Here is a 26,895-nt window from a genome sequence, read left to right as displayed (position 1 = left end):
GAACGGGCGGGGCGAGCGGGTGCGGCCGACCCCCACGGGTCAGCGGCCGGCCCCGCGCTCCACGGCCCGCAGCCACGCCTCCGCCTGGCGGCGACCGCGCAGCCGCACCATGCGCGGGTCGTCGGCCCGTGCGGCGTAACGCTCGCGCACGCGCCGGTGCGAGGTCCAGGACCACAGCACGATGTTCTGGTCCGGGTCGAGGTGCCGCAGGTTCGCCAGGCGCTCGCGGTTGCCGTGCCACAGCTCCTGGCGCGTGAGCCCGCGCCACAGCGTGCGCCGCACCACCCGCGCCATGACGATGCGCCGCGGGTGGTCGAGCCAGACCACGGCGTCCGCACCGTCGAGCAGGTCACCGAGCCGCGAGTCCCAGTTGCCGTCGACCACCCAGGCGGGGCCCGCGGTCCGTGAGCGCAGGTCCGCGTGCGCCTCGGCGACGTCACGCTTGACCCAGTCCGGACCCCAGAAGACCTCGTCCAGCTCGACGTGCGGGGCCGCGAGCGCCCGGGCGAGGCGCCGCGCGAACGTCGTCTTGCCGGACCCGGAGGTGCCGACGACCCGCACGCGGCGCAGCGTCGTCGTCACTCGCCCATCGCGTCGGCCAGCGACTGGGCGCGGGCGTTGGTGAACAGGTCCTCCAGGAGCACGACCTGCCCCGTCCCGTCGGCCAGCGGCACCTTCCAGTTCGGGTACTCGCGGTCCGTGCCGGGCTGGTTCTGCGCCCGCCGCTCGCCCACCGCGTCCGCCAGGGACACCCCCAGCAGCACCGCGGGTGTCGCGGCGACCCAGCGGTGCAGCGCCTCGACGATCTCCCGCTCGCTCGGGTCGTGCCCCAGCAGCCCGCGCTCCCGCAACGCGCTCAGCATGCGCTCGCGCTCCGCGGCCGCCTCGGCCCGCACCTGCTCGACCGGGGTCGACAGCAGCCCCAGCCGGTCGCGCAGGGTCACGTGCTCCTCCGCCAGGTACCCGGCGGTGGGGGGCAGGTCGTGCGTCGTGACCGTCGCCAGGGCGAGCCTCCGGTACGACTCCGGCGGACGCGGGCGGCCGTCGTGCTCCTGCTCGAACCACAGCACCGACGTCCCGAGGATCCCGCGCTCCGAGAGGTAGTCGCTCACCCACGGCTCGACGGTGCCCAGGTCCTCGCCGATCACCACGGCCCCGGCGCGGTGCGCCTCGAGCGCCAGGATGCCGACCAGCGCGTCGTGGTCGTACCGCACGTAGGCGCCGTCGCGCGGCGAGTTGCCGACGGGCACCCACCACAGGCGGAACAGCCCGAGCACGTGGTCGATGCGGATGGCACCGGCGTGCCGCAGCACCGTGCGCAGCATGTCCCGGTAGGGCCGGTAGGCGGCGCGGGCCAGGGCGTCGGGGTGCCACGGCGGCTGCGACCAGTCCTGGCCCTGCTGGTTGTACATGTCCGGCGGTGCGCCCACCGAGGCCCCGGTCGCCAGGACGTCGCGCAGCGCCCAGGCATCGGCCCCCTCGGGGTGCACCCCGACGGCCAGGTCGTGCATGATCCCCAGCGCCATGCCGCCCTCGCGCACGACGCGCTGCGCCCGCTCGAGCTGTTCGTCGGCCACCCACTGCAGCCACGACCAGAACACGACACGGTCGGCCAGCTCGACGGCGGCGGCCGCGACGGCGTCCGACAGCGGGTCGCGCAGGTCGTCCGACCAGCCGGACACGGGTCCGTACCGCTCCACGAGCGCGCACCACAGCGCGAACTCGCGCAACCCCTCGCCCTGCTCCTCGACGAACGCGTCGAACTCCGCCTGGCGGGCGACCGAGCGCGGGTGGCCGAACACGACCTCGAGCGCGGCCCGCTTGGCCGCCCACGCCGCGTCACGGTCGACCGGGCCGGGGTCGGTGTCCAGCGCGAGCACGGGCTCGGCCGCCCACTCGACGAGCGCGCGGTCCGCCGCGGACAGGTAGGCCGTCTCCCGGACGTCCTCCACGCGGATGTACAGCGGGTTGACGAACCGCCGGGTCGTGGGCAGGTACGGGCTGGGCGTCAGCGGCTCGACGGGCTCCGCGGCGTGCAGGGGGTTCACGAGCAGGAAGTCCGCGTGCCAGCGGTGGGCGGCCAGCCAGCCGAGCTCGGCGAGGTCAGCCAGGTCGCCCACGCCCCACGACGTCCGGGACCGCACCGAGTACAGCTGCGCCATGACGCCCCAGACCGCGCCGTCGCGCAGCCGCTCGGGCAGCTCGAGGCGCTCCGGGGTGACGACGACAGGGCTGTGCGCGTGGGCCGACGGGCCCTCCGCGCGGATCTCGTGCCAGCCCAGCGGCAGGTCGTCGGGCAGGGCGAACGTCGCGCGGCCCACGAGCCGCCCGTCGACCTGCCGCGGCTCGACGACCACGTCGACCTGGACGACCTCGCGCCGCCCGCCGCCGACCTCCGGGTCGAGCTCGAGCCACACCTCGACGGGATCGCCGTGCGTGACGTGCACCGGGACGTTCACCGAGCTGCCCTGCCGCAGCACGACCACCGGGGGCAGCACCCGCCGCCACGGCATGTTCTCGACGTGGTCGAGCGCGAGCGCGACCCGCTCGGGCGTCGACGCGTCCACGCCGAGGGCGCCGAGCACGCGGATGACGGTCTCGTCGCTCGCCTCGTGGTCGTTCCCGTCGTGGCCGCGGTAGGCCGGCACGACGTCGTAGGCGGCGGCGAGCCGCCACAGGTCCTCGTGCAGGGTGGTGTGTGGCACCCCTCGATCCTGCCAGAGCACGCCGGGTGCAGCGCCCCGAGACCCCGGCCCGGCGCGGCGCGGCCGGACGGGTGACCCACCGCGCGACCGCCGGGCGCGACGTAGCCTGGGGCACCGTGACGACCGAGCCGCCGCGCGCCACCGCGCGCCCCGTCCCCCACGCAGCCCCCTACCCGGACGCCCCGCGCGCGGACCTCGTCGAGGACCTGCACGGACGCCGCGTCGCCGACCCGTACCGCGTCCTGGAGGACGCGGACGACGAGCGCACCGCGCGGTGGTCGCGCGCGCAGGACGACCTGTACGCCGGCTACCGGGCGCGGGTGTCCGCCGCCGCGGCCGGCACGCCCTTCGCCGACGCGACGCTGCGCGACCGCCTGGCCGCCCTGCTGGGTGCCGGGTCCGTCGGTGCGCCCGCGTGGCGCGGTGCACGCCGCTTCTCCACCCGCCGCGCCGGCGACCAGGAGCACGCCGTCGTGGTCGTCGCGGAGGCGGGCGCCGACGGCACCGCGACCGAGCGGGTGCTCGTCGACCCGCTCGTGCTCGACGCCGCGGGCACCACCACCCTGGACGCGTGGCAGCCGTCGAAGGAGGGCGACCTGCTCGCGTACCAGGTCTCGCACGGCGGGACCGAGGAGAGCGTGCTGCACGTCCTCGACGTGGCGACCGGCCAGCTCGTCGACGGTCCGATCGACCGCGCCCGCTACTCCCCCGTCGCCTGGCTGCCCGGCGGCGAGGCGTTCTACTACGTGCGCCGCCTCGCCCCGGACCTGGTCCCGGCCGACGAGCAGCAGTACCACCGCCGGGTCTGGCTGCACCGCGTCGGGACGTCCCCGGAGCAGGACGTCGAGGTCTTCGGTGAGGGCCTGGACCTGACCAGCTACTACGGCGTGCAGGTCAGTCGCGACGGCCGGTGGCTGATCGTGTCGGCGTCCGCGGGCACGGCGCCGCGGACGGACGTGTGGATCGCGGACCTCACCGCACCGGGCGCGCACGAGGCACCGGCCTTCGTCGAGGTCGCGGTGGGGCTCGACGCCGAGGTCGGTGCGTGGGTGGGCCGTGACGGACGCCTGTACGTCCACACCGACCTCGACGCGCCCCGCGGCCGGCTCGCGGTCACGGACCCCGCGACCCCGGGCGTGGAGCACTGGTCGACGCTCCTGCCGCAGGACGACGTGGCGGTGCTCGAGGACGTCGCGTTCGTCGACGACGGTGACCCGACGCGGCCCTCGGCCCTGCTCGCGTCGTGGCGGCGCCACGCCGTCAGCGAGGTGACCCGGCACGACCCCCGCACGGGTGCGCGCACGGGGCAGGTGCCGCTGCCCGGGCTGGGTTCGATCAGCGGCCTGGTGACGCGCCCCGAGGGGGGTCCCGAGGTCTGGTTCTCCTACACCGACCACGTGACGGTGCCCCACGTGCACCGGTACGACGCCCGCACCGGTGACGTCGACGTGTGGGCGACCCCGCCGGGCGCCCTGCCCGACGTGCCGGCGGTCCACAGCCGGCAGATCGAGGTCGTGAGCGCGGACGGCACGCTCGTGCGCGCGTTCGTGCTGGCGCGTGCCGACCGCGTCGACGCCGAGGGGCGCCCGCTCGCCCCGGCGCCCACCGTCCTGTACGGGTACGGCGGCTTCCAGATCAGCCTGGACCCGGCCTACTCCGCGACGACCCTCGCGTGGGTCGAGGCCGGCGGCGTCTACGTCGTGGCCAACCTGCGCGGCGGCGGCGAGGAGGGCGAGGAGTGGCACCGCGCCGGCATGCGCGGGTCCAAGCAGAACGTCTTCGACGACTTCCACGCCGTCGCCGAGCACCTGGTGGCCGAGGGGTGGACGACCACGGACACGCTGGCCTGCTGGGGCGGCTCGAACGGCGGCCTGCTGGTCGGCGCGGCCGTGACGCAGCGCCCCGACCTGTGGGCCGCGGCCGTCTGCTCGGCGCCCCTGCTCGACATGGTCCGCTACCAGCGGTTCGGCCTGGGCGTGACGTGGACCGAGGAGTACGGCGACGCCGAGGTCCCCGAGGAGCTGGACTGGCTGCTCGGGTACTCGCCCTACCACCGCGTGGTCGACGGGACCGCGTACCCCGCGGTGCTGTTCACCGTCTTCGAGGGCGACTCCCGGGTCGACCCCCTGCACGCGCGCAAGCTCGCCGCCGCCCTGCAGGCGGCCACGACGTCCGACCCGGCGGAGCGGCCCGTCCTGCTGCGCCGCGAGATCGGCGTGGGCCACGGCGCCCGCGCGCTGTCCCGCACCATCGGCCTGTCGGCCGAGCAGCTGCAGTTCGTCGCCGACCGCACCGGTCTGCTGGAGGTCGAGGAGGCATGAGGACCCCGACCGTGTCCGCGGGCGCGTCCCCGAGCGCGTCCCCGACGGCGACCGCGCCGGCGGCGACGGCCGAGGTGACCCCGCCGTCGTTCACCAAGCCCGCCGGTGACAGCTGGCCCACATGGCTCGGCGACTGGTGGGAGTGGTTCGTCGGGGTCCCCCTGCGCATCGTCCTCATCGTCGTCATCAGCGCCCTGGTCCTCCTGCTGCTGCGGCGCACCATCTCCGGCGTCACCCGGCACGTGGCGGAGGGCGATCCCGTCATCGAGCGCGGTGTGCTGCGCCCGATCGGCCGGTCCGAGGTGGGCTCCGTCCTGCTCAAGGCGAACCCGCTCGCCACGGCCCGACGCGCGCAGCGCGCCCGGACCATCGGGTCCGTGCTGCGCTCGACCGCGTCGATCGTGGTCGGCTCCATCGCCGGCCTGCTGGTGCTCGACGCGCTGCACATCAACCTGGCGCCGTTCATCGCGTCCGCCGGGATCGTGGGCGTCGCCGTCGGCTTCGGCGCGCAGAGCCTGGTCAAGGACTTCCTTTCCGGCCTGTTCATGCTGCTGGAGGACCAGTACGGCGTGGGCGACGTCGTGGACATCGGCCCGGCGACCGGCACCGTGGAGAACGTCGGGCTGCGGGTGACCAAGGTGCGCGACGACAGCGGCACCCTCTGGTACGTCCCCAACGGCTCCATCGTCCGCGTGGGCAACAAGACCCAGGGGTTCAGCACCGCGCTGGTCGAGGTGGACGTCGACTACTTCGTCGACCTCGACGAGGCGCGCGGCCTGCTGACCGAGGCGGCCCGCCGGGTGGCGACCGACCCCGTGGTCGGCGCCTACCTGCAGGGCGAGCCCGAGGTCACGGGCGCCGAGAAGCTCGCGGCCGACGCCGTCGGGCTGCGCCTTTCCGTGAGGACCGCCCCGGCCATGCAGTGGGAGGTGGCCCGGCACCTGCGCCTCGCGGTGCGGCAGGCGCTCGAGGCGGCCGGCGTGCCGCTGGCCGGGCAGCGGGACGCCCTGGTGGCGCACCAGGAGCGCCTGGGGCTGATCCCGACGTCGGCGGACGACGGCGCGGGGGGCAGCGGCGGCACGACTCCCGGCGGGGCCGCCGGCACCCCGCAGGGCGACGCGCAGCAGGGCGACGTGGAGCAGGGCGACGCGCAGCAGGGCGACGTGGAGCAGCAGGGCGACGCCTCGCCGCGGGATCCCCACGACACCCCGGTGCACGACGTGGTCGAGCGCCGCGAGCCCCCGCCACCGCCGGCGGGCTGACGGTCCGTCAGCCGGCCGTCCAGCCCAGCACCGGACGGCCGGCCTCGACCCGCTCGCCCTCGGGGACGAGGAGCGTGACGTCGACGGCCTCGGCCTGCAGCGCCACGACCGGGCACATCGTCGACAGGCCCGCCGCGGCCACGTCCACCGGCGACCAGGTGAGCACGCGGTCACCCGCCCGCACGCGACGGCCGCGCTCGACGTGCAGCTCGAAACCCTGACCCGCCAGGGTCACGGTGTCGATGCCGACGTGGACCAGCACCGCGCGTCCGTCGTCGAGCTCGAGCGCGAAGGCGTGCGGGTGCAGCGCGCCGACGACGCCGTCGCACGGCGCGAGCACGTCCTGCCGACCGGTCCGGTCCGGTTCGACCGCGAGCCCGGGCCCGACCATCTGCTCGGCGAACACCGGGTCGGGGACGGCCGTCAGCGGCCGCACCACTCCCGGGACGGGGCTCGTCAGCCGCAGCTGCGCCACGCGGCGGCCGGTCTCAGCGCAGGGTGTCGAGCTCGGCGGCGAGGTTGTCGGCCTCGGGTCCCACGATCACCTGCACGATGCGGCCCGAGCGCACGACGCCGAACGCGCCGCTCGCCTTGAGCGCCGCCTCGTCGACCAGCTGCGCGTCACCGACCTCGACCCGCAGCCGCGTGATGCAGGGCTCGAGGTCCACGACGTTGGCCTCGCCGCCCAGTGCGGCCAGGATCTGCTCTGCCTTGCTCAATGGGTCTCCCTGGTTCGTCGTCGCCGGCGCCCGGGTGCGGCGACGACGGGTACCCGCCGACGGCATCGACCGGGCGTGCGCGGTCGGACCCCAGGCTACCGCCGCGCCACCGCCCGGCGCCCCTGCCACCGCGGCAAGGGCGTGGCGCACGCCGGCGGGGTGTGCCGGGTGCGCGACCGCGTTGGACCTCGGCGTGGGCCCGGGCCAGACTGCGGGGGCACGGCGACGACGGCGGCCGCACGACCGTCCCCTCGTCCCGGCGGGTACCGAGGAGGTCCGGGGTGGGCAGCACGTACGTCGTCCGAGGCATCGGCGTGAGCCCGGGACGCGTGGTGGGGCCCGCGGTGCGCCTGCCCGACGCCGTCGCCGAGCCGCCCGCCGGCCGGCGTCTGCCGCCGGGCTCCGACACCGACGCGGCCGCCGAGCGGGTCGCCGCGTCCGCGGCGGCCGTGCGTGACGAGCTCGACGCCGCGGCGCAGGCCGCCGAGGGCGACAGCGCCGCGCTGCTGCACGCGACGGCCGCGATGGCGGCGGACCCCTCCCTGGTCGCCGACGCCCAGCAGCGGGTGCGTGACGAGCACCTCGTCCCCGAGCGGGCCGTGTGGGAGGCCGCGGACGCGGTCGCCGCCGAGCTCCAGCTGCTGGGCGGGTACATGGCCGAGCGCGTGCGCGACGTGACCGACGTGCGGGACCGGCTGGTGGCCCACCTGACGGGACTGCAGGCACCCGGCGTGCCGGTCCGCCCGTACCCCTACGTGCTGGTCGCGCCCGACCTGGCGCCGGCCCTCACCGCGACGCTCGACCCGCAGCGCGTGCTCGCGGTGGTCACGGCCGCCGGCGGGCCCACGTCGCACACCGCGATCCTCGCGCGGTCGCGTGGCATCCCGGCGGTCGTCGCCGCGGCCGGGGCGCTGGACCTCGCCGAGGGCACGCAGCTGCTCGTGGACGGCGCCGCCGGCACCGTCGTCCCCGACCCGACGGACGACGCCGTGCGGCGCGTCCGCGCCCGGGGTGCGGCGCCGCGCACCTTCGACGGGGACGGACGCACGGCGGACGACCACCGCGTGGAGCTGCTCGCCAACGTCGGCGACCCCGCCGACGCGCAGGCGGCGGCCGACGCGGGCGCCCAGGGTGTCGGGCTGTTCCGCACCGAGTTCGCGTTCCTCGACCGCACGCAGGCGCCCGACGTCGACGAGCAGACCGCCGCGTACGGCCGCGTGCTGGCAGCCTTCGCGGGCCGCAAGGTCGTGGTGCGGACCCTCGACGCGGGGGCGGACAAGCCCCTGCCGTTCCTGCACGCGGCACCCGAGGCGAACCCCGCACTGGGGGTGCGCGGCCTGCGCGTGGCCCAGGAGCGCCCCGACGTCCTCGAGGACCAGCTCACGGCGATCGCGCGTGCGGCCGCCGAGCACCCGGGCACCACCACGTGGGTCATGGCACCGATGGTCGCCACGGTCGACGAGACCGAGGCGTTCGTCGCCGCGTGCGCCCGGCACGGCCTGCCCACCGCCGGGATCATGGTCGAGATCCCGAGCGCGGCGCTGATGGCCGGCCCCCTGCTCGCCCACGCGCACTTCGCGAGCATCGGCACCAACGACCTCACGCAGTACACGATGGCCGCCGACCGGCTGCTCGGGGCGGTCGCGGGCCTGTCCGACGCGTGGCAGCCGGCGGTGCTGCGGCTCGTGGAGGCCACCGCGCTGGGTGGGGCCGCCCAGGCGCGGCCCGTCGGTGTCTGCGGGGAGGCGGCCGCGGACCCGGCACTGGCGGTGGTCCTGGTCGGGCTCGGTGTGACGTCGCTGTCGATGACGCCCCGGGCGCTGCCCGACGTCGCCGCGGTGCTGGCCGCCACCGACCTGGCGACATGCCGCGTGCTGGCACGTCGTGCCGCCGACGCGGCGAGCGCCGCCGACGCCCGTGCCGCGGTGCGCGCGGGCCTGCCCGTGCTGGACGAGCTCGGGCTGTGACGGCCGTCGGGGGTGGCGCGACGCACACCCCGGCCCCGTCCGGCCAGGCGGGGCAGCGTGTGAGGATGGGCGGCGTGAGAGACGACTCGTTCTACGCGGCCGTCGGCGGGCACGAGACGTTCGTCCGGCTCGTCGACGAGTTCTACCGCGGCGTCGCGGCGGACCCGGTGCTGCAGCCGATGTACCCCGAGGAGGACCTCGGGCCTGCGGCCGAGCGCCTCACCCTCTTCCTCGAGCAGTACTGGGGCGGACCCACGACCTACTCCGAGCAGCGCGGCCACCCCCGCCTGCGGATGCGGCACGCCCCGTACAAGGTCAACCCCGACGCGCGCGACCGCTGGCTGCGGCACATGCGGACCGCCGTGGACTCGCTCGACCTCGCACCCCTGCACCGCGGCCAGCTGTGGGACTACCTCGAGCGCGCGGCCCACTCCATGCTCAACACCTTCGAGGACTGACCCATGACGCTGCCCGACGCGAGCCACGACCCCGTCGGGGCGGTGCTGCGTGCCCTGGACCTGACCGCCGACCCGAGCGAGCCGGACACGTTCGAGGGGCTCAGCCTCCCGCAGCCGCAGGGCCGCGTGTTCGGCGGGCAGGTCCTGGCGCAGGCGCTGCTCGCGGCGGGCCGCACCGTCCCGGACGGCCGCCTGCCGCACTCGCTGCACGGCTACTTCCTGCGGCCCGGGGACGACTCCGCGCCCATCGGCTTCGCGGTCGAGCGGCTGCGCGACGGCCGCTCGTTCTCCGCCCGCCGCACGCACGCGCTGCAGGGCGGCGCACCGATCCTGTCGATGATCGCGTCGTTCCAGGAGCGGCAGCCCGGCATCGAGTACGCGCAGACGCCCCCCGACGTCCCGGACCCGGAGGAGGTCGGCTCGGCCCTCGACGCGCTCGGTGACGTCGACCACCCGATGGCCCGGTTCTGGGCGCAGGAGTCCGCGTTCGACCTGCGCCACGTCGACGGGTCGATCTACCTGCGCGCCGGCGCCCAGGGCAGCCAGGGCGACCAGTGCGTCTGGGCGCGGGCCCGCGGCCCCGTCCCCGACGACCAGCTGCTGCACCGTGCGCTGCTGGCGTACGGCTGCGACCAGATCATGCTCGAGCCGGTGCTGCGCCGCGCCGGCCGGCCGTGGGCGACGCCGGGGCTGTCCATGGCGAGCCTCGACCACGCCATGTGGTGGCACCGCGACGTCCGCGTCGACGACTGGCTGCTGTTCGTCCAGACGTCCCCGAGCGCCCAGGGCGGGCGCGGCCTGGGTGCGGCGCGGGTGTTCGACCGGGAGGGCACGCTCGTCGCCTCCATCGCGCAGGAGGGCATGGTCCGGGTCCCGGACTGACGCCGGCGTCCCCGCGGGCACCGGGTCCGCGCCGGGTCCGCACCGGTCCGTCCACCGCCGGTCCGCCCGTCGCGGTCCACGGCTCCCGCGTCCCGCTCGACGAGCGCGGCCCGCGCCGGCGGGCGAGACTCTGCGGCATGGTCCGGCTCCGACGTGTGCGCCTCGACCAGCCCGGCTGGACGCGCCGCCGGGCCGGGCGCGGCTTCGTGTACCTCGACCACGAGCGGCGCCGCATCGACGAGCCGGAGCACCTCGAGCGCCTCTCCACGCTCGCGATCCCGCCGGCCTGGCGCGAGGTCTGGATCAGCCCGTGGCACAACGGCCACATCCAGGCCGCCGGGCTGGACGAGGCGCAGCGCCGTCAGTACCTGTACCACCTGCAGTGGCAGGCCCGGCGGGCCCGGCTCAAGCACGAGCACGTGCTGCAGGTGGCCCGCCGGCTGCCGGCCGCGCGCCGGCGGGTGCGGGCGGACCTGGCGCTCGAGGGCATGCCGCGGGACAAGGCGCTGGCCCTGGCGTTCCGCCTGCTGGACCGCGCCTACCTGCGGGTCGGCACCGAGGGCTACACCCGCCGGCACGGCTCGTTCGGCCTGGCGACGCTGCGCCGCGAGCACGTGCGCGTGCTGTCCGACGCGGACGGCTCCCCCGGCGCGGTGCACCTCGTCTTCCCCGCGAAGTCGGGGCAGATCCGCGACACGGTCGTCGACGACGAGACGGTCGCCGAGCTGGTCCGCACGCTGCTGCGACGCCGCGACGACAGCCCGGAGCTGCTGGCGTGGCGCGACGACGCGGGGTGGCACGACGTGACGAGCAACGACGTCGGGGCGTACGTGCGCGACCGGCTCGGCGAGGCGACACCCAAGGACTTCCGCACGTGGCACGCCACCGTGCTGGCGGCCCGCGGCCTGGCGGAGGGCGGTCCGCCCCCGCGCAGCGAGCGGGGACGCCGCCGCGTCGTCGCGTCGGTCGTCAAGGCGGTCTCCGAGGAGCTCGGCAACACCCCCACGGTCGCCCGGTCGTCGTACATCGACCCGCGGGTGATCGAGCTGTGGGAGCGCGGCGAGACGATCGCGCCGACACGCTCGCAGCACGTGGCGGAGCGGCGCACCCTCGCGCTCCTGACGGGCTGAGCGCCCCGGGTGCGGCCCCGCTCGCCCGGCCGCAGACTGCCCGGATGAGCGACGCGCGCCCCGACGCCCCGAGCCCCGGGCACGGCGACGACCCCGGGCACGGGACCGGCCCCCAGGCCGACCTCGCGCCCGAGCCGGTCGTGCGCACCCTGGAAGGGCTCGTGCCGGGCACCGGCCCGGACGGCCGACCCCGCCCCGATGCCCCGCTCGTGGCGGTCACGGGGGTGACCGGGTACGTCGGGGGACGGCTGGTGCCCGAGCTGCTCGCCGCCGGGTACCGGGTGCGGGCCCTGGCGCGGCACCCGGAGCGGCTGCGCGGACGACCGTGGTACGACGACGTGGAGGTCGTTGCGGCGGACGCCGGTGAGCCGGATCAGATCCGTGCGGCACTCGAGGGCTCCGACGTGGCGTACTACCTGATCCACTCGCTGGGCACCGGCCGGACCTTCGAGCAGCGCGACCGCCACACGGCGCTGGTCTTCGCCCAGGCGGCGCGTGAGGCGGGCGTGGGTCGGATCGTCTACCTGGGCGGTCTGTACCCCGAGGGCGAGGAGCTCTCACCCCACCTGGCGTCGCGCACGGAGGTCGGGGAGATCCTGCTGGCGTCCGGCGTGCCGACGACGGTGCTGCGTGCGGCGGTGGTCCTCGGCTCGGGCTCGGCGTCCTTCGAGATGATGCGGTACCTCACGGAGCGGCTCCCGGCCATGACCGTGCCGCGCTGGGTGCAGAACCGGATCCAGCCCATCGCGATCCGCGACGTGCTGCGCTACCTCGTCGGGTCGGCCGCGATGCCGCCCGACGTGTCGCGGGCCTTCGACATCGGCGGGCCGGACGTCCTGACGTACCGCGACATGATGCAGCGGTACGCGCGCATCGCCGGGCTGCCGCGGCGGGCCATCGTCGCGGTCCCGGTGCTGAGCCCACGGCTGTCGAGCCTGTGGGTGTCGCTGGTCACGCCCGTGCCCGGCGGGCTCGCACGCCCGCTGGTGGAGTCCCTGGTCCACGAGGTGGTGTGCGACGAGCACGACATCGCGCGGTACGTGCCGGACCCGCCGGACGGGCTCATCGGCTTCGACCGTGCCGTGCGCCTCGCGCTGGCCCGCGTCCAGGGCGCCGGCGTCACCACCCGGTGGTCGTCCGCGACGCCGCCCGGGGCTCCCAGCGACCCGCTGCCCTCCGACCCCGACTGGGCGGGCGGCACCCTGTTCGTCGACGAGCGCCGCGTCCGCGTCGACGCCTCCCCCGCCGCGCTGTGGCGCGTGGTGGAGGCGGTGGGCGGCGAGCGCGGCTGGTACTCGTGGTCGCTCGCCTGGCGGGTGCGCGGGCTGCTGGACCGGGTCGTGGGCGGTCCGGGGCTGCGCCGCGGTCGCCGCGACCCTGCACGGCTGCTGCTCGACGACGCCGTCGACTTCTGGCGCGTGGAGCAGATCGTCCCTGGCCGGCTGCTGCGGCTGCGGGCCGAGATGCGGCTGCCCGGGCTGGCGTGGCTCGAGCTGCGCGTGGAGCCCGCCGACACGCCCCTGGACGACGACGGGACGCCCGCCGTGCCCGACGACACCCCGTGGGAGCCGTCCGAGTGGCGACGGCCGCCCGTGGTGTTCGCGCAGCGCGCCCTGTTCCACCCGCACGGCCTGGCCGGGCAGCTGTACTGGTGGGCGGTCTACCCGTTCCACGGGGTGGTGTTCGGCGGCATGCAGCGCAACGTCGCCCGTGCGGCCCGGTCGGCCGAGCGTGCCCGGCGCGACCTGGCACCGTCGGCGGGTGGGGGCACGACGGCCGCGGCGACCACCGGCCCGTACCCCGCCGCGGTCATGCCCTGCGGCGGATGACCACCGGCTCCTCGACGTACGGCTCCCAGACCGCACGCTCCTGCGCGGTCAGCCGGCGCGGTGCGCCCGTCGCGGAGTCGACCAGCACGATCGTCGTCGTCGCGCGTGCGTAGACCTCCGAGCCCACCACGGCGGTCGGCGCGTCCCGGACCTCGTAGCAGACGTCGAGGCTGGCACCCCCCAGGTGCCCGATCCACAGCTCGATGACGACCGGCGCGCGCCGGTACGGCAGCGGCCGGACGTACTGGATCTCCTGCCGGGCGACCAGCGTCGAGGTCAGCGCACCCGGCCCGGCGTCGAGCACCGCGGTGGCCCGTGCCCCGTCGGGGACGACGCCGTCCGGACCCTCGGGGTGGCGCCAGAACACCTCGATGCGCGCCTCCTCCAGGAGCCGCAGCATCTCGACGTTGTTCACGTGGGCGTACGCGTCCATGTCGGACCAGCGCAGCTGGACCGGGACCTCGATCCTCGCCATCGACTTCCCTCCTGTGCCGGCCGCGACGGTTCGTCCGGCCTCGTGCGGCCCCGTGCGGCTCCCCGCGGTGCGACGGCGGGCACGGCGGCCGACGTCGATCCTGCCGCACGGACGCGTGGGAGTGCGCACGGCCGGCACGGGTCCAGGCCCTTCGCGGGTCCACCCCCCACGGCCCTCGTCCGCCACGGGCGCGCCGCCCGCCGGGGTCAGCGAGCCGCGGCGCGGGCGGCCAGGTCCCGGCAGCTGCGCAGCGAGGCGACCTCCTGGGCGACCGGGTCGACGACGAGACGACGTGCCACGTCCTGGACCGCTGCGCGCAGCCGACGCCGGGCGGACCGGGCACGCGCCCGGGCACCCCACCGAGCGGCCACCGCACCGAGCGCCGCCACCAGCAGCCCGGCGAGCACGCCGCCCACCAGCAGCACGGTGGGGGCAGGTGCGGGTCCCCACACCGGGGTCACCGGGTCGGGCAGCTGCAGGTACGCCAGCACCGCGAGGCCGGCCAACCAGAGGGCTCCGGCGACGGCGGCTGCGAGCAGCAGCCACTGCACGGCACCGACCGCGCGCCACCACCAGACCGGGCGCTCGGGGAGCAGGCGGGTACGGGCGACGGCCAGGTCGAGGGCGTCGGGCAGGTCCGCCGTGGTGACGCGCGCCCGCGCCGCCAGCACCCACGCGTCCGGTGCCCCCGCGAGGACCGCGTCGGCGTGGTCCCGCACCGCCGTCGCGGCACGCGCCCGCTGGGCCGGGCCGGCGGGCGGCAGCGACGTGGGCGCCACCTCGTCGCCCACCGCGCGTGGCGCCAGGTGCAGCCGGCGCAACGGGTCCGGGCGCAGCCGGGCGAGCCACCGCACGGGCGGCCAGCCGGTGTGCGCGACGGCCCGGCGCACCGCGGACCGGCGCACGGCCGCGACGACGGTCGGCACCCCCGCGGCGTCCTCCAGCGCTGCGACCAGGTCGTCCGCCCGCGCGGACCGCTGCCGTCCCCCCGGGACGTCGCGGCACGCGTCGGCCACCTCCAGCGCTGCCGCGCGCACGTCCGCCACCCACCGCCGGTTGCCGGCCTCGCGACGCTCGACCGCCCGCGCGACGAGCGCACGCAGGTCGGCCACGCCGTCGCCGCTGCGGGCCGAGGCGGCCACGACACGGGCACGCGGGAGCCCGTCGTCCGCGGCGAGGCGGCGCAGGTCCGCCACCACCGCGGCCACGTCGGCGGCCGGGAGGCGGTCCGCCTGGTTGAGCACGAGCACCACGACGTCGTCACGGCCCGCGAGCGGGCGCAGGTACCGCTCGTGCAGGGCCCCGTCGGCGTACTTCTGGGGGTCGACGACCCACACCAGCAGGTCCGCGCGCGCGACCAGCCGCTCGGCGCGCAGCCGGTGCTCCACGACCACGGAGTCGTGGTCCGGCAGGTCCAGCAGCACGAGCCCGGTCGCGAGCCCCGCCGCGGGCGGCACGGCGTGTCGTCGACGCACCTCGAGCCAGTCCAGCAGCCGCCCGGGGCCCGTGCCGTCCGGGTCCTCGCCGACGACGACCGCCAGCGGGTGGGACGTCGTGGGTCGCTGCACGCCGGTCGCCGCGAGCTCGTCCCCGACGAGCGCGTTGAACAGCGAGGACTTGCCCGACCCGGTGGCTCCCGCCAGTGCGACGACGGTGTGCTCGGCCGACAGGCCCGCGCGCTCCCGCACCCGGTCCAGCACGTCCCGGGTGCGCGCGACCAGCGGCTCGGGCAGGCGCTCCCCGCCCGCGTCCAGGGCTGCGGACAGCGCGTCGAGGCGCTCGTCCAGGGTCGGGCTCATGCGTCGTCCCGCGGGCGGCCGCCGAGCAGCCGCCGCCACCAGCCGCCGCGCGCGGTCGGCTCGTCCCCCGGCGGTGTGGTCTCCCCGGGCGCGCCGGTCGCGGTGCCAGGGGTCCCGTCCCCGCGCGTCCACCCGGCACCGCGCAGCGCGGTGCCGACAGCGCGCGACGAGGCGCTCGGCGTCCCGGCAGGGCGCCCGGCACGGTCGGCGTGCGCGGCCCGCTCGACGTCCGCGGCCACGGCGCGCAGCCCGGCACCGTCCGCCCGGGCGGCACCGAGCGCGTCGAGCTGGGCCGTGTACCGCTCGGCCTCGCGGGCCAGCAGGTCCGTCACGCGGGCGTCGAGCCGCTCGCGGGCCTCGACGGTGAGGCGCCGCACGGCGTCGTCACCGAAGACCGCCTCCAGGAGCTTCTGGGCGACGACCGCCGTGCCACCGGCGATCCCGACCTCGATGCCGGTCAGCCCGCCCGTGGACGCGAACGCGAGGACCATCAGGCTGACGCCGGCGACGTTGACGCCGAACGAGAGGTAGCGGGCGGTGCCGCGACGGGACTGCCCCTGCTCGCGCACGAGCTCGAGGACGTCGGACTGCCAGCCGCGGACCTGCGCGTCCACCTCGGCCCGCAGCGTGGTGGACGCGCGGGCGAGGTCGAGGCCCTGGAGCAGCGCGGCGCCCGCGGGGTCGCCCCGCCACGCGGCGTGGGTGCGCTCCGCGGCCTCGTCCGCGGCATCCAGGACCACCGCCGCCAGCCCGTGCGCGATGGCCTGCTCGACGCGCGGCGCCGGCGCGGGCGTGCCGCGGAAGAACCCCGTGACGGCGTCGCGCACCCGCCCGACGCCTTGCTCGACCGACCGCAGCAGGTCGCCCGTGCCGACGAGCTCCTGCCAGCGGGCCAGGACCTCGCCGCGCAGCATCGCGCCGTCGGAGGTCGCGGCGCGCACGTGCGCGGCGCCGTCGTCGTAGGCGGCCGCCACGGTCCGGCGCAGTCGTGCGTCGGTCGCGACCTGCACGTCGGCGGCGTCCGCGAGCACGTGGCTGCGCCGCACCAGGTCGTCCACCACACCGTCGCGGGTCGCCGTCGCCACCGCCTCGCGCGCGGGTGCGTCGGCGCCCAGGGCGGTGAGCCACGTGGCCACGTCCGCGACCGCATGCTCCGGCAGCAGCCCGTCCGTGAGCGGCGCCTCGGGCACCAGGAACAGCGGGGCGTCCGGCAGCCCGTTCTCGTCCATCATGCGGCGCAGGTCCTGCACGACCTCCTCCGTGCCGGGGTCCACGCGGTCGACGACGAGCGCGACCTGCGCGTGCCGGGCTGCCGCCCGGTGCAGCAGGTCCCACGGGACGGCGTCGGCGTAACGTGCCGCGGTGGTGACGAACAGCCACAGGTCGGCGGCGTCGAGGAGCTGCGCCGCCAGGCGCCGGTTGCCGACGTCCACGGAGTCCACGTCGGGGGCGTCGAGCAGCGCGAGCCCGCGCGGCAGCGCGTCGGAGGCCACGAGCCGCAGAGCGCGCGCCGGGTCGACCTGTGCGTCGTCCCCGCGCGCGCCGGCGCCGGGGTGGCCGGTGAGCCGGGCGAGGCCGGGCAGCACGCGGTCCGTGGAGTACCAGCGCTCGTCGAGCGGGTGGTGCACGAGGACCGGTGCCCGGGTGGTGGGGCGCAGCACGCCCGGCGCCGAGACCTCCGACCCCAGGAGGGAGTTGACGAGGGTGGACTTGCCCGCACCGGTCGAGCCGCCGACGACGACCAGGAGCGGCGCGGACCGTGCCCGCAGCCGCGGCAGCAGGTAGTCGTCGAGCTGGGTCAGCGCGGCCGCCCGGTCGGTGCGCGCGACGTCGACCCCGGGGGCCTCGAGCGGGAGGGTGAGGGCGCCCAGACGGGCCTGGAGCCGCTCGAGCGTGCCGAGGAGCCCGTCCCCCGCGTCGGCCGGGGCCACGTGCGGGTCGCTGACCTCGGGCTCCGTCATGCCGGACAGTCTGCCCGACCGTCCCCGAGGCAGCCCGTCGACGGAGGCCGGTGCCGCTGAGAGCGGACGCCGGACCCGCGACGGCCCGGACGCGCGTGCTCGTCCGGGCCGTCGGGTGGTGCGGGCTGCTGCGTCAGTCGCGGCGCAGCTTGCGGTACGTCACCCGGTGCGGGCGGGCCGCGTCGGCGCCGAGCCGCTGCACCTTGTTCTCCTCGTACGAGGCGAAGTTCCCCTCGAACCAGTACCAGCTCGCCGGGTTCTCCTCGGTGCCCTCGTACGCGAGGATGTGCGTGGCGACACGGTCGAGGAACCACCGGTCGTGGGACACCACGACGGCGCAGCCGGGGAACTCGAGCAGGGCGTTCTCGAGCGAGCCGAGCGTCTCGACGTCGAGGTCGTTGGTCGGCTCGTCGAGCAGCAGCAGGTTGCCGCCCTGCTTGAGCGTGAGTGCCAGGTTGAGGCGGTTGCGCTCACCACCGGACAGCACGCCCGCGGGCTTCTGCTGGTCCGGGCCCTTGAAGCCGAACGCGGCGACGTACGCACGCGACGGCATCTCGACGTTGCCGACCTTGAGGTAGTCGAGCCCGTCGGACACGACCTCCCACAGGGTCTTCTTGGGGTCGATGCCACCACGCGACTGGTCGACGTACGAGATGGAGACCGTCTCGCCGACCTTGAGGTCGCCCCCGTCGAGGGGCTCCAGGCCGACGATCGTCTTGAAGAGCGTCGTCTTGCCGACGCCGTTGGGGCCGATGACACCGACGATGCCGTTGCGCGGCAGCGTGAAGCTCAGCCCGTCGATGAGCTGGCGACCGTCGAAGCCCTTCTGCAGGTTCGTGGCCTCCAGGACGACCGACCCCAGGCGCGGGCCCGGCGGGATCTGGATCTCCTCGAAGTCGAGCTTGCGCGTGCGGTCGGCCTCGGCAGCCATCTCCTCGTAGCGCGCCAGACGCGACTTCGACTTGGTCTGCCGGCCCTTCGCGTTGGACCGCACCCACTCGAGCTCGTCCTTCAGGCGCTTGGCGAGCTTGGCGTCCTTCTTGCCCTGGACCTGCAGGCGCTCCTGCTTCTTCTCCAGGTACGTGGAGTAGTTGCCCTCGTACGGGTACAGCCGGCCACGGTCGACCTCGCAGATCCACTCCGCGACGTGGTCGAGGAAGTACCGGTCGTGGGTGACGGCGAGGATCGCGCCGGGGTACTGCTGCAGGTGCTGCTCGAGCCACAGCACGGACTCGGCGTCCAGGTGGTTGGTGGGCTCGTCGAGCAGCAGCAGGTCGGGCTTCTCGAGCAGCAGCTTGCACAGCGCGACCCGGCGACGCTCACCACCGGACAGCACCGACACGTCGGCGTCCGGCGGCGGGCAGCGCAGCGCGTCCATCGCCTGCTCGAGCTGGGCGTCCAGGTCCCAGGCGTCGGCCGCGTCGATGGCCTCCTGCAGCTGACCCATCTCCGCCAGCAGCGCGTCGAAGTCGGCGTCCGGGTCCGCCATCAGGGCGGAGATCTCGTTGTAGCGGTCGAGCTTGCCCTTGATCTCGGCGACGCCCTCCTCGACGTTGCCGAGGACCGTCTTCTCCTCGTTCAGCGGCGGCTCCTGCTGCAGGATGCCCACCGTGTAGCCCGGGGAGAGCCGCGCCTCACCGTTCGACGGCTGGTCGAGGCCCGCCATGATCTTGAGGATCGTCGACTTACCCGCCCCGTTGGGTCCGACGACGCCGATCTTCGCGCCGGGCAGGAAGTTGAGGGAGACGTCGTCGAGGATGACCTTGTCGCCGTGCGCCTTGCGCGCCTTGTACATGGTGTAGATGAACTCAGCCACTGAGTGCTCGTCCGCTCCTCGTAGGTCTGGTGGTGCCGCGGGCCGGGGCGCGCGCTCCCCCGCCGCACCGAGGTGCGGGCAAGGGGTCGCGCTGTCACCGCCCGGCCGCCGGCGCCGGATGCCGATCCACCAGCCTAGGCGATCACCCGCGTGCGGCGAGCGCCAGACCCTCCGGCTCGTCCGCCGGCGGCGCCTCGTCGGCGGCGGACGCCCACGGGTCGTCCGGGAACACGCCGCCGTCCGGCCCCGTGACCTCGGGCAGGACGGTCAGGTCCGACTCGGAGCCGTCGCCCGGCAGGTCGTCCCGGCGGCGCGCGCCCGCCATGGTGCGGCGGAACTGCGCCGTGCCATACGCCAGGTCGTGGCCGACCGCCAGCGCCTCCAGCACCAGCTCGGTGCGCGCCGTACCGTCCTGCGCGACCCACTCCGACTGCCCGAGCCGCCCCACCACCACGACCGGGTCGCTCTTGCGCAGCGACGCCGCGAGGTTGACCGCGACCGTGCGCCAGGCCTTCACCGTGAACCACAGCGTCGGGCCGTCGCGGAAGGCGCCGGTCTGCCGGTCGAGCACGCGCCGGGTGGAGGCCAGCCGGAACTGCGCGTACGGCACGCCGCCGACCCCGTCGAGGTGGTAGCTGCGCACGTCGGATCCGACCCACCCGACGACCGTCACGTCCTGCGTGTGCGTTCCCATCGAGGTCCCCTGTCTGCCCTGGCCCCGCGAGCGCGGGGCGTCGAGCAGCCATCGTGGGACGCGAGCGGGCGGCACCGGGCAGGGCGGTGCCCACCGGTGGAGCCGGGCGGCACGGGCGAGGGCTGTGGGCGGCTCGAGAGCCCCGAGGACCCCGTCGGACGTGGCGTCAGTCCGCTGCGAGGGCCCGCGCCGCCAGCTCCCGCGCGTGCCGGTGCTCCGCGAGCACGTCCTGCGTGGGGGTCAGCAGCCGCCCTCGGGCAGCAGCCTCGATCGCGGCACGGCCGTCCGTCACGACACGTTCCCCCCGCGTCCGGGCGGCCCGCCCCCGCACCAGCAGCGACGCCACCAGGAGCACGAGCGCCAGCGCGAGCACGCCGGCCACCACCGCGCCCGGCGGCACCCAGGGCAACGACGCGCCCTGCGCGTCGGCGACGAGCAGCCCGGCGCCGACGAGGCCGGCCACCCCCGCCAGCGCGGCGAGCACCAGCAGCACCACCGCAGCCCGGGACCGGCGGGCTGCCACCGGCACGTGCGCGAGCGCGTCCGTCACCGCCAGCCGCAGCTCGACGGTGGTCGCGACACGGTCGCGCAGGTCGGCCGCCCACCGCTGCGGCAGCCCCTGCGTCGCCCCGGAGAGCCAGGACGCGCGGGCCAGCCCCACGCCGTCGGCGTGCACGTCGCCCAGCCGGGGCGCCCGGCCGGACCCGCCGCGCACGGCCGCCGCGACGGCCGCCCCGACGGCCGTCAGCCCGGCCGCCGCGGCCAGCCGGTCGACGACGACCCCGAGCGCCAGCGCGTTCGGCGCGGGCTCACGCGGTGCGACCTGCGTGAGCACCGCACGGGCGGCGTCGGCGAGCTCGGCGTCGGCGTGCGCGGCCGCCACGGACCGGCGCGCCACGGCCTGGGCGAGCACGTCGCGCAGCTCGCGGACCCCGTCACCGGTGACGGCCGACACGGGGTGCACGGCGACGTCGGGCAGCCCGTCCTCGACGAGCAGCCGCCGCACGTCCGCCGCGAGGTCGGCACGCACCTCGGCGGGCACCGTGTCCACCTGGTTCAGCACCACGAGCATCGAGGAGTCGCGCCCCGTCATGCGCTGCAGGTAGCCGGAGTGCAGCGCGTCGTCGGCGTACTTCTGGGGGTCGACGACCCACACGAGCAGGTCGACCTGGGGCAGCACGCGGTCGACGACGTCGCGGTGCTCCGGCGCGATGGAGTCGTGGTCGGGCAGGTCGAGCAGGACCAGCCCGCGCAGCGACGCCTCCCGGTCCCCGTCCAGCAGGCTCTCGCGCTCGATGCGGTGCTCCGGCTCCACGCCGATCCAGTCGAGCAGCGCGTCGCCGTCCCCACCCCAGACGCACGCCGTGACGCGCGAGGTCGTGGGCCGCCGCACTCCGACGTCGGCGAACTGCAACCCGCTGACGGCGTTGAACAGGCTGGACTTGCCGGAGCCGGTGCCCCCCGCCAGGGCGACGACGGTGTGGTCGACCCCGAGGGCCAACCGCTCGCGCACCCGGTCGATGGTGGCGCCGACCTCCGCCACGACCGCGGGGTCGAAGCGTGCACCGCCGACCGCCAGCGCACCGTCGAGCGCGTCGACGCGCCCCTCGAGCGCGGCGGTCGTCGCGCCGCGGACGGCGCCGTCCGGTGCGGCCGGCACCACCGGCGGGGGCTCGTCACCGTCCGGGACGGGCGGTGCCGCCGGCGTGCTGGTCGGGTCGTCGCTCACGTCAGGCCCTTCAGGACGGCGAGGCGCAGCCGCAGCCGCGACGACGCGTCGGCCGCGAGGTCGGGGTCGTCGAGCGCCCGGCCGGCGATGGTGCGCTCGAGGTCGACCTGGGCACGGGCGCGCCGCTCGAGGTCGTCGCGCAGCGTCGCGACGAGGTCGTCCCCCGCGCCACCGAGCAGTGTGCGGGCAGCCTCGGCAGCCTCGTCGACACCGCTCGCGGCGGCCAGCGCGAGGGCTGCCAGCGCGTCCTCACCGACGGCCTTGGCGACCTGCGCGCGACGACGGGCGTCCGCGCCGCCGCCCGCCAGGGTCGCGCGTGCGGCGCGGGAACCCTCACCGACCCAGGCACGCGCGGCCCGCTCGGCCGCGGACACGCGCGAGGCGTCGCCGTCCGGCCAGCGCTCGAGGACCGACGACGCACCGGCGGGTGCGCCCGGACCGGTCAGCGCGGCCCGCAGGGCCTCGTCGCCACGCTGCCCGACGGCCGTGAGCACCGCCGTCGTGGACGTCGTGAGGTCGGTGAGCAGCGGGGCGACGGCCGTCCCGCGGCCACGGCCGGTGCGGGCGGTGCCGCGCACGCGGCCGGATCGGCCGACGAGCCGGGCGAAGGGCGCACGCTGCGCGGCGAGCTCGGCCCAGCGGGCCCGCACCGCGCCGTCCGCGACGGCCCCGGCGCGGATCGTCTCCACCGCCGCGTCACGGGGCGCCGCGGTGGCCGCGTCGAGCACCTGCGCCACGTGCTGCGCGGCGTCGGCCTGCTCCTGCACGGCCTCGGCCAGCTCGTCGACCCAGGGCCGCAGGGCGCCGAGCGCACCCCGCAGCGTCCGCGCGACGACGGTGCGCGCCCGGTCGGGGCCGGCGAGCATCGTCAGCCACCGCAGGACGGGTGCGACCACCGCACCCGACAGCGGACCGGAGTGCGGCCCGACGTCGGGGATCACGAACAGCGGGGAGCCCGCCAGCCCGTGGGTGCGCAGCCGGTCGAGCAGGTCGCCGCGGATCGTCGGGAGCGACGCCGGCGGCACCCGGTTGAGGACCATCGCCACGGACGTGCTGCGCTCCACGGCGGCCTCCAGCACGCGCCACGGCAGCGCGTCGCCGTACCGGGCGGCCGTGGTGACGAAGAGCCACAGGTCCGCGGCCTCGAGGAGCCGGTGCGCGGTGTCACGGTTGGAGTCGAGGACCGAGTCGAGGTCGGGGGCGTCGAGGATCGCGATGCCGCGGGGCACCGTGTCCGCCGCGACGGCCCGCACCTCGTCGAGCACCGGGTGGTGGGACAGCAGGTCGGTGTCGAGCGGGTGGTGCACCAGCACGGGCTCGCGCGTGGTCGGGCGCAGCACACCGGCGGCGGTGACCTCCCGCCCCACCAGCGAGTTCACGAGCGTGGACTTCCCCGCGCCCGTCGAGCCGGCGACGACCACGACGGCCGGCGCCGACAGCTCGGTCAGGCGCGGCACCAGGTGCTCGTCGAGCTGGTCCACCAGCCGCGCCCGCGACGCCCGTGCGGCACCGACACCGGGGATCTCCAGCGGGAAGGAGGTCGCCTCGACGTCGCGGCGCAGGTCGCGCACGGCGTCCAGCAGGGACGTCTGGGCCAGCGGGCGGGCCAGCATCGGCGCGTCCGCGGGCACGTCGGAGCGACCCGGCGCAGACGTGGACGGCTGCGCAGGCACGGTTCCAGGCTGCGCGCTCACAGGACCATTGTCGGTGCCACACCTGACCAGGCCAAACGCGGCGCGCGGGTGACAGGTCACAGGTCTGCGCGCCGGGGTCACGTCGCACGTCCACGCAGGGCCGTCGCGCCCACGCCACTACGCTGGTCGGCACTGGCCCCCGTAGCTCAATGGATAGAGCAACGGCCTTCTAATCCGTCGGTTGCAGGTTCGAGTCCTGCCGGGGGCGCCGGACGCCTCAGTCCGCCACGGGGCGCGCCACCTCGTACCCGTCCTGCACGTGGACGACCTCGAACGGGACGCCCGGGTGCAGGATCTCGGCCACCTGCAGGACGTCCCCCCACTCCTGGGGGACGCCGCCCGACTGCCGGTCGACCAGCAGGTAGTCCGGCACGGGGTTGCGGTTGCCGAGGTAGTACACGTCGGTGCGGTCGACGAGGTACGACATCAGGCCGACGTCCGTCTCGACGACCGCGCCGTCCGGGATCGTGGCCAGCGTGTCCCGCGCGGCCTGGGCGCGCGGCGCACCGAAGTGCAGGCCGGGGTTCGTCAGCTGCCACAGCGGCAGCTGGGGCAGCAGCATGAGGCACGCCGTCAGGCCCACCACCGGCGCGTACCGGCTGTAGTGCCGCAGCCACCGGACGCGGCCACGCCGGGCGCGGTCGACGCCGTCGAGCATGGCCATGAACGCGATCGGCATGAGCACGGCGCTGTAGTGCCACGTCGGTCCCCAGTACCCCGGCTCCGGCGACAGGAACCGCCACGCCAGCGTGGGACCGGCGACGAGCACGAACGGCGAGCGCAGCGCGATGCCGCCCGTGACGACCACCAGCAGCCACAGGGTGTGCCCCTTGGCGGGGTCGTAGAGCGCGAGGGGGTCCGCGAGCGCGGCGGCCAGGTCGAGGCGCGACCCGTAGGCCCACTCCCCGTCGGGGTTGAGCAGGGGCAGCACCACGCGCGTGGCCAGCAGGAAGCCGCCGACGCCCCACGCGGTGAGCAGCAGCAGCGCGGGACGCCGCGCCCGCCACGCCAGCACGACCCCCAGGACGGCGGTCGTCAGGCCCAGGTCCTCCTTGACCAGCACGAGCAGGGCCCCGGCCACGGCCGCCGTGCGCCACCGCTCGCGCATCGCCGCTGCCAGCGAGACCGCGAGCAGCGGGACGGCGAACGCGATCTCGTGGAACTGCGCCTCCACCGCGCTCTGCAGGCCCCAGCTCAGGCCCGCGGCCACACCGACGAGGCCACCGGTGACGCGGCCCAGGACCGGCACGGCCGCCCACGTGACCACGGCCGCGGCCACGCCGAAGAGCACGTTCTGCACGACGAGCAGGGTGAACGCGTGCGGGAACGCGGCGTACACCGGACCCAGCAGCACCAGCAGCGGGTGGAAGTGGTCGCCCAGCAGGTTGTACTCCGGGCCCTTGATGTGGACGACCGGCGACTCGAGCGCCGCGTACCGCGCCGCCAGCTGCGTGAAGATCCCCAGGTCCCACGAGCGCACGACGAACGTCTGCCACTGCGCGACGGAGTACGCCGTGAACGCCAGCGCGACGGCGAGCCCCACGCCGGCGGGCAGCAGCCAGCCGCGGGCGGTCGATGAGGCTCCCGCGCGGGCGGGGTCGGCGGCCGGGACGTCGGAGGCCGGGGCGCGGGTGGCCGGGTCGTCTGCGGCCGGGACGTCGGTGGCCGCGTCGCCTGCGGCCGGGACGTCGGCTGCCGGGGCGTCGGCTGCCGGGGCGTCGGCGGCCAGGACGGGCGCCGGGGCGCGTCGCTGCCCGTCCCCGGGCGCGTGGTCGTCCGGACCGGTCTTCGGCCCGACGGCACGGCCGGTCACGGCGGCAGGGTCTGGGGACGACACGGCACCTCCCGTTCCCCGCCCCGGCGACGGCCCGCCGGTGGACCTCGCAGATCCTGCCACGGGCCCCCCGGTGCCGGAAATGTCGTGACGCCGGCGGGCGCGCTCTGGTCCAGTGGAGGCATCCCGTTCCACCACGACGCACACCCCGCCGGGGGTGCGCCCCCGCACGCCCTCAGGAGCCCTCATGCATCCGTCCACCACCTACGACATCCACCGCCAGGAGCACCTCGAGCGGCTGCGCGGCCTGGCGCTGGAGCGCGCGAACGACGAGGCGCGGACCACTCGGTCGGACGCCCGCGGACGCCCACCGGACCCGGCACGCTCCCCCGCTGCGGCACGCCGTCCGGCGCCCGCCCGGCGGTACACCCGGCGCACCCCCCACGTGGCACCATGACCCCGTGCTCACGCCCGCCCGCAGCCACCCCGCCGCCGGCGGGCGTCGCGCGTGATGGGGCGGCACGACGGCCGACGCTCGGCACCCCCCACGCCCTGGTACCGGCGTGCGGCGCTGACCGCCCTGCGATGGCTCGGCCGGCTCGCCCTCGGTGCCCTGGCCGGCGGGGTCGTGCTGGGGGCGACGCTGTGGGCGGGCACGTCCTGGCAGTCGGCGCGGCTGCTGGGCGCCGCCGCCGGGGTCCTGGTCGTGGTGGCGGCCGCGCTGGCGGCGACCCTGCCGGGTCCCGCCCCCTCCGTCGCGCCGCCGTCACGCACCCGCCCGGGCGACCCCTCGCCCCCTCGTGACGCGCCGCGCAGCGACCGGTGACGCACGGGCGTCCTAGTCTGTCGGCGTGACCAGCACCGCCGACGACGCACCGACCACGACCACCGCCCCCACGACGGGCGCCCACACCAGTACCGACCGCATCGTGTGGGTGGACTGCGAGATGACCGGGCTCGACCTGGCCCACGACGCCCTCGTCGAGATCGCCGCCGTGGTCACGGACTCCGAGCTCAACGTCCTCGGGGAGGGCGTCGACGTCGTCGTCGCGCCGCCGCCGGACGCCCTGGCCCAGATGGGTGACTTCGTCCGGACGATGCACACCACGTCCGGGCTGCTCCCCGAGCTCGAGCACGGCACGACCCTGGCGGACGCCCAGGCGCAGGTGCTCGAGTACGTGCGCACGTGGGTGCCGGAGCCGGGCAAGGCGCCGCTCGCCGGCAACTCGGTGGGCACGGACAAGGCGTTCCTCGACCGCGACATGCCGGAGCTCGTCGCGCACCTGCACTACCGGATCGTCGACGTGTCCTCGATCAAGGAGCTCGCGCGCCGCTGGTACCCCCGCGTCTACTTCGCCGCACCGGAGAAGAAGGGCGGGCACCGGGCGCTGGCCGACATCCTCGAGAGCATCGACGAGCTGCGCTACTACCGGGCGGCGCTGCTGCCCGCCGCGCCCGGCCCGGACTCGGCGCAGGCCCGCCGCATCGCCGCGGAGGTCGTCGCCACGAGCGTCAAGCGCGGGGTGCTGCCCGACGCCTGACCCCGGGAACGCCGCAGGGCGCCGACCGGAGTCGGCGCCCTGCGCACGTGGGGTGGCTAACGGGACTTGAACCCGCGACCCCCTGGACCACAACCAGGTGCTCTACCTACTGAGCTATAGCCACCGCGGTGCCGGTCCG

22 protein-coding genes and 2 tRNA genes are annotated in these 26,895 nt (G+C 76.3%); 11 read left to right on the top strand and 13 right to left on the bottom strand.

Features of this window, described 5'->3' with window-relative positions; all coding sequences use genetic code 11:
• Positions 1-39 precede the first annotated feature (39 nt).
• Together KG103_RS06920 and malQ are read right to left on the bottom strand one after the other, a co-directional pair.
• Positions 40-582: an AAA family ATPase gene (locus KG103_RS06920; protein WP_207340619.1), complete on the bottom strand. Its 543-nt coding sequence runs from the start codon at positions 580-582 to the stop codon at positions 40-42.
• Positions 579-2,705 carry a 4-alpha-glucanotransferase gene (gene malQ, locus KG103_RS06915; protein WP_207340620.1) on the bottom strand — a complete coding sequence of 709 codons (2,127 nt, stop codon included), beginning with the start codon at positions 2,703-2,705 and terminating at the stop codon, positions 579-581. Before malQ ends, KG103_RS06920 begins: the two co-directional genes overlap by 4 nt.
• Positions 2,706-2,821: 116 nt before the next feature.
• Here malQ and KG103_RS06910 point away from each other — a divergent pair, with 116 nt between their 5' ends.
• Positions 2,822-5,026, top strand: a complete 2,205-nt coding sequence (locus KG103_RS06910; RefSeq protein WP_207340621.1) for a prolyl oligopeptidase family serine peptidase — start codon at positions 2,822-2,824, stop codon at positions 5,024-5,026.
• On the top strand, positions 5,023-6,288 hold the full coding sequence (locus tag KG103_RS06905) for a mechanosensitive ion channel family protein (protein WP_207340622.1): 1,266 nt from the start codon (positions 5,023-5,025) through the stop codon (positions 6,286-6,288). Before KG103_RS06910 ends, KG103_RS06905 begins: the two co-directional genes overlap by 4 nt.
• A gap of 7 nt (positions 6,289-6,295) precedes the next feature.
• Here KG103_RS06905 and KG103_RS06900 read toward each other — a convergent pair whose 3' ends face one another.
• Complete coding sequence (locus tag KG103_RS06900; RefSeq protein WP_207340623.1) at positions 6,296-6,763, bottom strand: PTS sugar transporter subunit IIA; 468 nt, start codon at positions 6,761-6,763, stop codon at positions 6,296-6,298.
• Positions 6,764-6,776: 13 nt separating this feature from the next.
• Positions 6,777-7,073, bottom strand: a complete 297-nt coding sequence (locus tag KG103_RS06895; RefSeq protein WP_256439610.1) for a glucose PTS transporter subunit EIIB — start codon at positions 7,071-7,073, stop codon at positions 6,777-6,779.
• Between the two features lie 215 nt (positions 7,074-7,288).
• Here KG103_RS06895 and ptsP point away from each other — a divergent pair, with 215 nt between their 5' ends.
• The 5 genes from ptsP (at position 7,289) to KG103_RS06870 (ending at position 13,273) form a co-directional block, all read left to right on the top strand.
• Positions 7,289-8,974: a phosphoenolpyruvate--protein phosphotransferase gene (ptsP, locus tag KG103_RS06890; protein ID WP_207340624.1), complete on the top strand. Its 1,686-nt coding sequence runs from the start codon at positions 7,289-7,291 to the stop codon at positions 8,972-8,974.
• A gap of 74 nt (positions 8,975-9,048) precedes the next feature.
• A complete protein-coding gene (locus KG103_RS06885) occupies positions 9,049-9,432 on the top strand; it encodes a globin (protein ID WP_089802120.1) in 384 nt (127 codons plus the stop codon).
• 3 nt (positions 9,433-9,435) lie between these two features.
• Positions 9,436-10,314 (top strand): acyl-CoA thioesterase, encoded by an 879-nt coding sequence (locus KG103_RS06880; protein ID WP_207340625.1) that lies wholly within the window; start codon positions 9,436-9,438, stop codon positions 10,312-10,314.
• A gap of 137 nt (positions 10,315-10,451) precedes the next feature.
• On the top strand, positions 10,452-11,444 hold the full coding sequence (locus KG103_RS06875) for a DNA topoisomerase IB (RefSeq protein ID WP_207340626.1): 993 nt from the start codon (positions 10,452-10,454) through the stop codon (positions 11,442-11,444).
• 44 nt (positions 11,445-11,488) lie between these two features.
• Positions 11,489-13,273, top strand: a complete 1,785-nt coding sequence (locus tag KG103_RS06870; RefSeq protein WP_243656364.1) for an SDR family oxidoreductase — start codon at positions 11,489-11,491, stop codon at positions 13,271-13,273.
• On the opposite strand, the gene KG103_RS06865 is transcribed toward KG103_RS06870, so the two are convergent.
• From KG103_RS06865 to KG103_RS06835, 7 genes are all read right to left on the bottom strand, one after another.
• On the bottom strand, positions 13,254-13,748 hold the full coding sequence (locus KG103_RS06865) for an acyl-CoA thioesterase (protein ID WP_207340627.1): 495 nt from the start codon (positions 13,746-13,748) through the stop codon (positions 13,254-13,256). The genes KG103_RS06870 and KG103_RS06865 overlap by 20 nt on opposite strands.
• Positions 13,749-13,954: 206 nt before the next feature.
• Complete coding sequence (locus KG103_RS06860) at positions 13,955-15,547, bottom strand: GTPase (RefSeq protein ID WP_207340628.1); 1,593 nt, start codon at positions 15,545-15,547, stop codon at positions 13,955-13,957.
• A complete protein-coding gene (locus KG103_RS06855; RefSeq protein WP_207340629.1) occupies positions 15,544-17,508 on the bottom strand; it encodes a dynamin family protein in 1,965 nt (654 codons plus the stop codon). Before KG103_RS06855 ends, KG103_RS06860 begins: the two co-directional genes overlap by 4 nt.
• Positions 17,509-17,641: 133 nt before the next feature.
• Entirely contained in the window at positions 17,642-19,324 is a 1,683-nt protein-coding gene (gene ettA / locus KG103_RS06850) for an energy-dependent translational throttle protein EttA (protein WP_207340630.1), read from the bottom strand.
• Positions 19,325-19,466: 142 nt separating this feature from the next.
• Positions 19,467-20,018 carry a single-stranded DNA-binding protein gene (locus KG103_RS06845; protein ID WP_207340631.1) on the bottom strand — a complete coding sequence of 184 codons (552 nt, stop codon included), beginning with the start codon at positions 20,016-20,018 and terminating at the stop codon, positions 19,467-19,469.
• 166 nt (positions 20,019-20,184) lie between these two features.
• A complete protein-coding gene (locus tag KG103_RS06840; RefSeq protein WP_207340632.1) occupies positions 20,185-21,747 on the bottom strand; it encodes a GTPase in 1,563 nt (520 codons plus the stop codon).
• On the bottom strand, positions 21,744-23,420 hold the full coding sequence (locus tag KG103_RS06835) for a GTPase domain-containing protein (RefSeq protein ID WP_249670833.1): 1,677 nt from the start codon (positions 23,418-23,420) through the stop codon (positions 21,744-21,746). The genes KG103_RS06840 and KG103_RS06835 overlap by 4 nt, the downstream gene beginning before the upstream one ends.
• A 156-nt stretch (positions 23,421-23,576) precedes the next feature.
• Between KG103_RS06835 and KG103_RS06830 the strand changes: the two genes are divergently transcribed.
• Positions 23,577-23,649, top strand: a tRNA-Arg gene (locus tag KG103_RS06830).
• A 9-nt stretch (positions 23,650-23,658) separates the two neighbouring features.
• On the opposite strand, the gene KG103_RS06825 is transcribed toward KG103_RS06830, so the two are convergent.
• Positions 23,659-25,254 carry a DUF2079 domain-containing protein gene (locus KG103_RS06825; RefSeq protein WP_249670832.1) on the bottom strand — a complete coding sequence of 532 codons (1,596 nt, stop codon included), beginning with the start codon at positions 25,252-25,254 and terminating at the stop codon, positions 23,659-23,661.
• A gap of 208 nt (positions 25,255-25,462) precedes the next feature.
• Between KG103_RS06825 and KG103_RS06820 the strand changes: the two genes are divergently transcribed.
• Genes KG103_RS06820 through orn form a run of 3 tightly spaced genes read left to right on the top strand, consistent with a single transcriptional unit; the run spans position 25,463 to position 26,756 of the window.
• Positions 25,463-25,672, top strand: a complete 210-nt coding sequence (locus KG103_RS06820; RefSeq protein WP_207340635.1) for a hypothetical protein — start codon at positions 25,463-25,465, stop codon at positions 25,670-25,672.
• 54 nt (positions 25,673-25,726) lie between these two features.
• A complete protein-coding gene (locus KG103_RS06815) occupies positions 25,727-26,041 on the top strand; it encodes a hypothetical protein (RefSeq protein WP_207340636.1) in 315 nt (104 codons plus the stop codon).
• A gap of 25 nt (positions 26,042-26,066) precedes the next feature.
• Complete coding sequence (orn, locus tag KG103_RS06810; protein ID WP_207340637.1) at positions 26,067-26,756, top strand: oligoribonuclease; 690 nt, start codon at positions 26,067-26,069, stop codon at positions 26,754-26,756.
• Positions 26,757-26,804: 48 nt separating this feature from the next.
• Here orn and KG103_RS06805 read toward each other — a convergent pair.
• Positions 26,805-26,880: transfer RNA gene (locus KG103_RS06805), tRNA-His, on the bottom strand.
• Positions 26,881-26,895 lie beyond the last annotated feature (15 nt).

Origin of the sequence: Cellulomonas wangleii, from assembly GCF_018388445.1 — a bacterium.
In the GTDB taxonomy this organism is placed as follows: domain Bacteria; phylum Actinomycetota; class Actinomycetes; order Actinomycetales; family Cellulomonadaceae; genus Cellulomonas; species Cellulomonas wangleii.
The sequence above is the reverse complement of the archived record's forward strand: the minus strand, read 5'-3'. Positions and strand labels throughout refer to the sequence as shown.

Excerpts from the sequence above, each read along its gene's own strand:
- KG103_RS06820 (WP_207340635.1), top strand. The coding sequence starts at position 25,463 with ATGCATCCGTCCACCACCTACGACATCCACCGCCAGGAGCACCTCGAG.
- KG103_RS06865 (WP_207340627.1), bottom strand. The coding sequence starts at position 13,748 with ATGGCGAGGATCGAGGTCCCGGTCCAGCTGCGCTGGTCCGACATGGAC.
- KG103_RS06860 (WP_207340628.1), bottom strand. The coding sequence starts at position 15,547 with ATGAGCCCGACCCTGGACGAGCGCCTCGACGCGCTGTCCGCAGCCCTG.
- KG103_RS06815 (WP_207340636.1), top strand. The coding sequence starts at position 25,727 with ATGGGGCGGCACGACGGCCGACGCTCGGCACCCCCCACGCCCTGGTAC.
- KG103_RS06905 (WP_207340622.1), top strand. The coding sequence starts at position 5,023 with ATGAGGACCCCGACCGTGTCCGCGGGCGCGTCCCCGAGCGCGTCCCCG.
- KG103_RS06845 (WP_207340631.1), bottom strand. The coding sequence starts at position 20,018 with ATGGGAACGCACACGCAGGACGTGACGGTCGTCGGGTGGGTCGGATCC.
- KG103_RS06870 (WP_243656364.1), top strand. The coding sequence starts at position 11,489 with ATGAGCGACGCGCGCCCCGACGCCCCGAGCCCCGGGCACGGCGACGAC.
- KG103_RS06880 (WP_207340625.1), top strand. The coding sequence starts at position 9,436 with ATGACGCTGCCCGACGCGAGCCACGACCCCGTCGGGGCGGTGCTGCGT.
- KG103_RS06875 (WP_207340626.1), top strand. The coding sequence starts at position 10,452 with ATGGTCCGGCTCCGACGTGTGCGCCTCGACCAGCCCGGCTGGACGCGC.
- KG103_RS06855 (WP_207340629.1), bottom strand. The coding sequence starts at position 17,508 with ATGACGGAGCCCGAGGTCAGCGACCCGCACGTGGCCCCGGCCGACGCG.
- KG103_RS06895 (WP_256439610.1), bottom strand. The coding sequence starts at position 7,073 with ATGCCGTCGGCGGGTACCCGTCGTCGCCGCACCCGGGCGCCGGCGACG.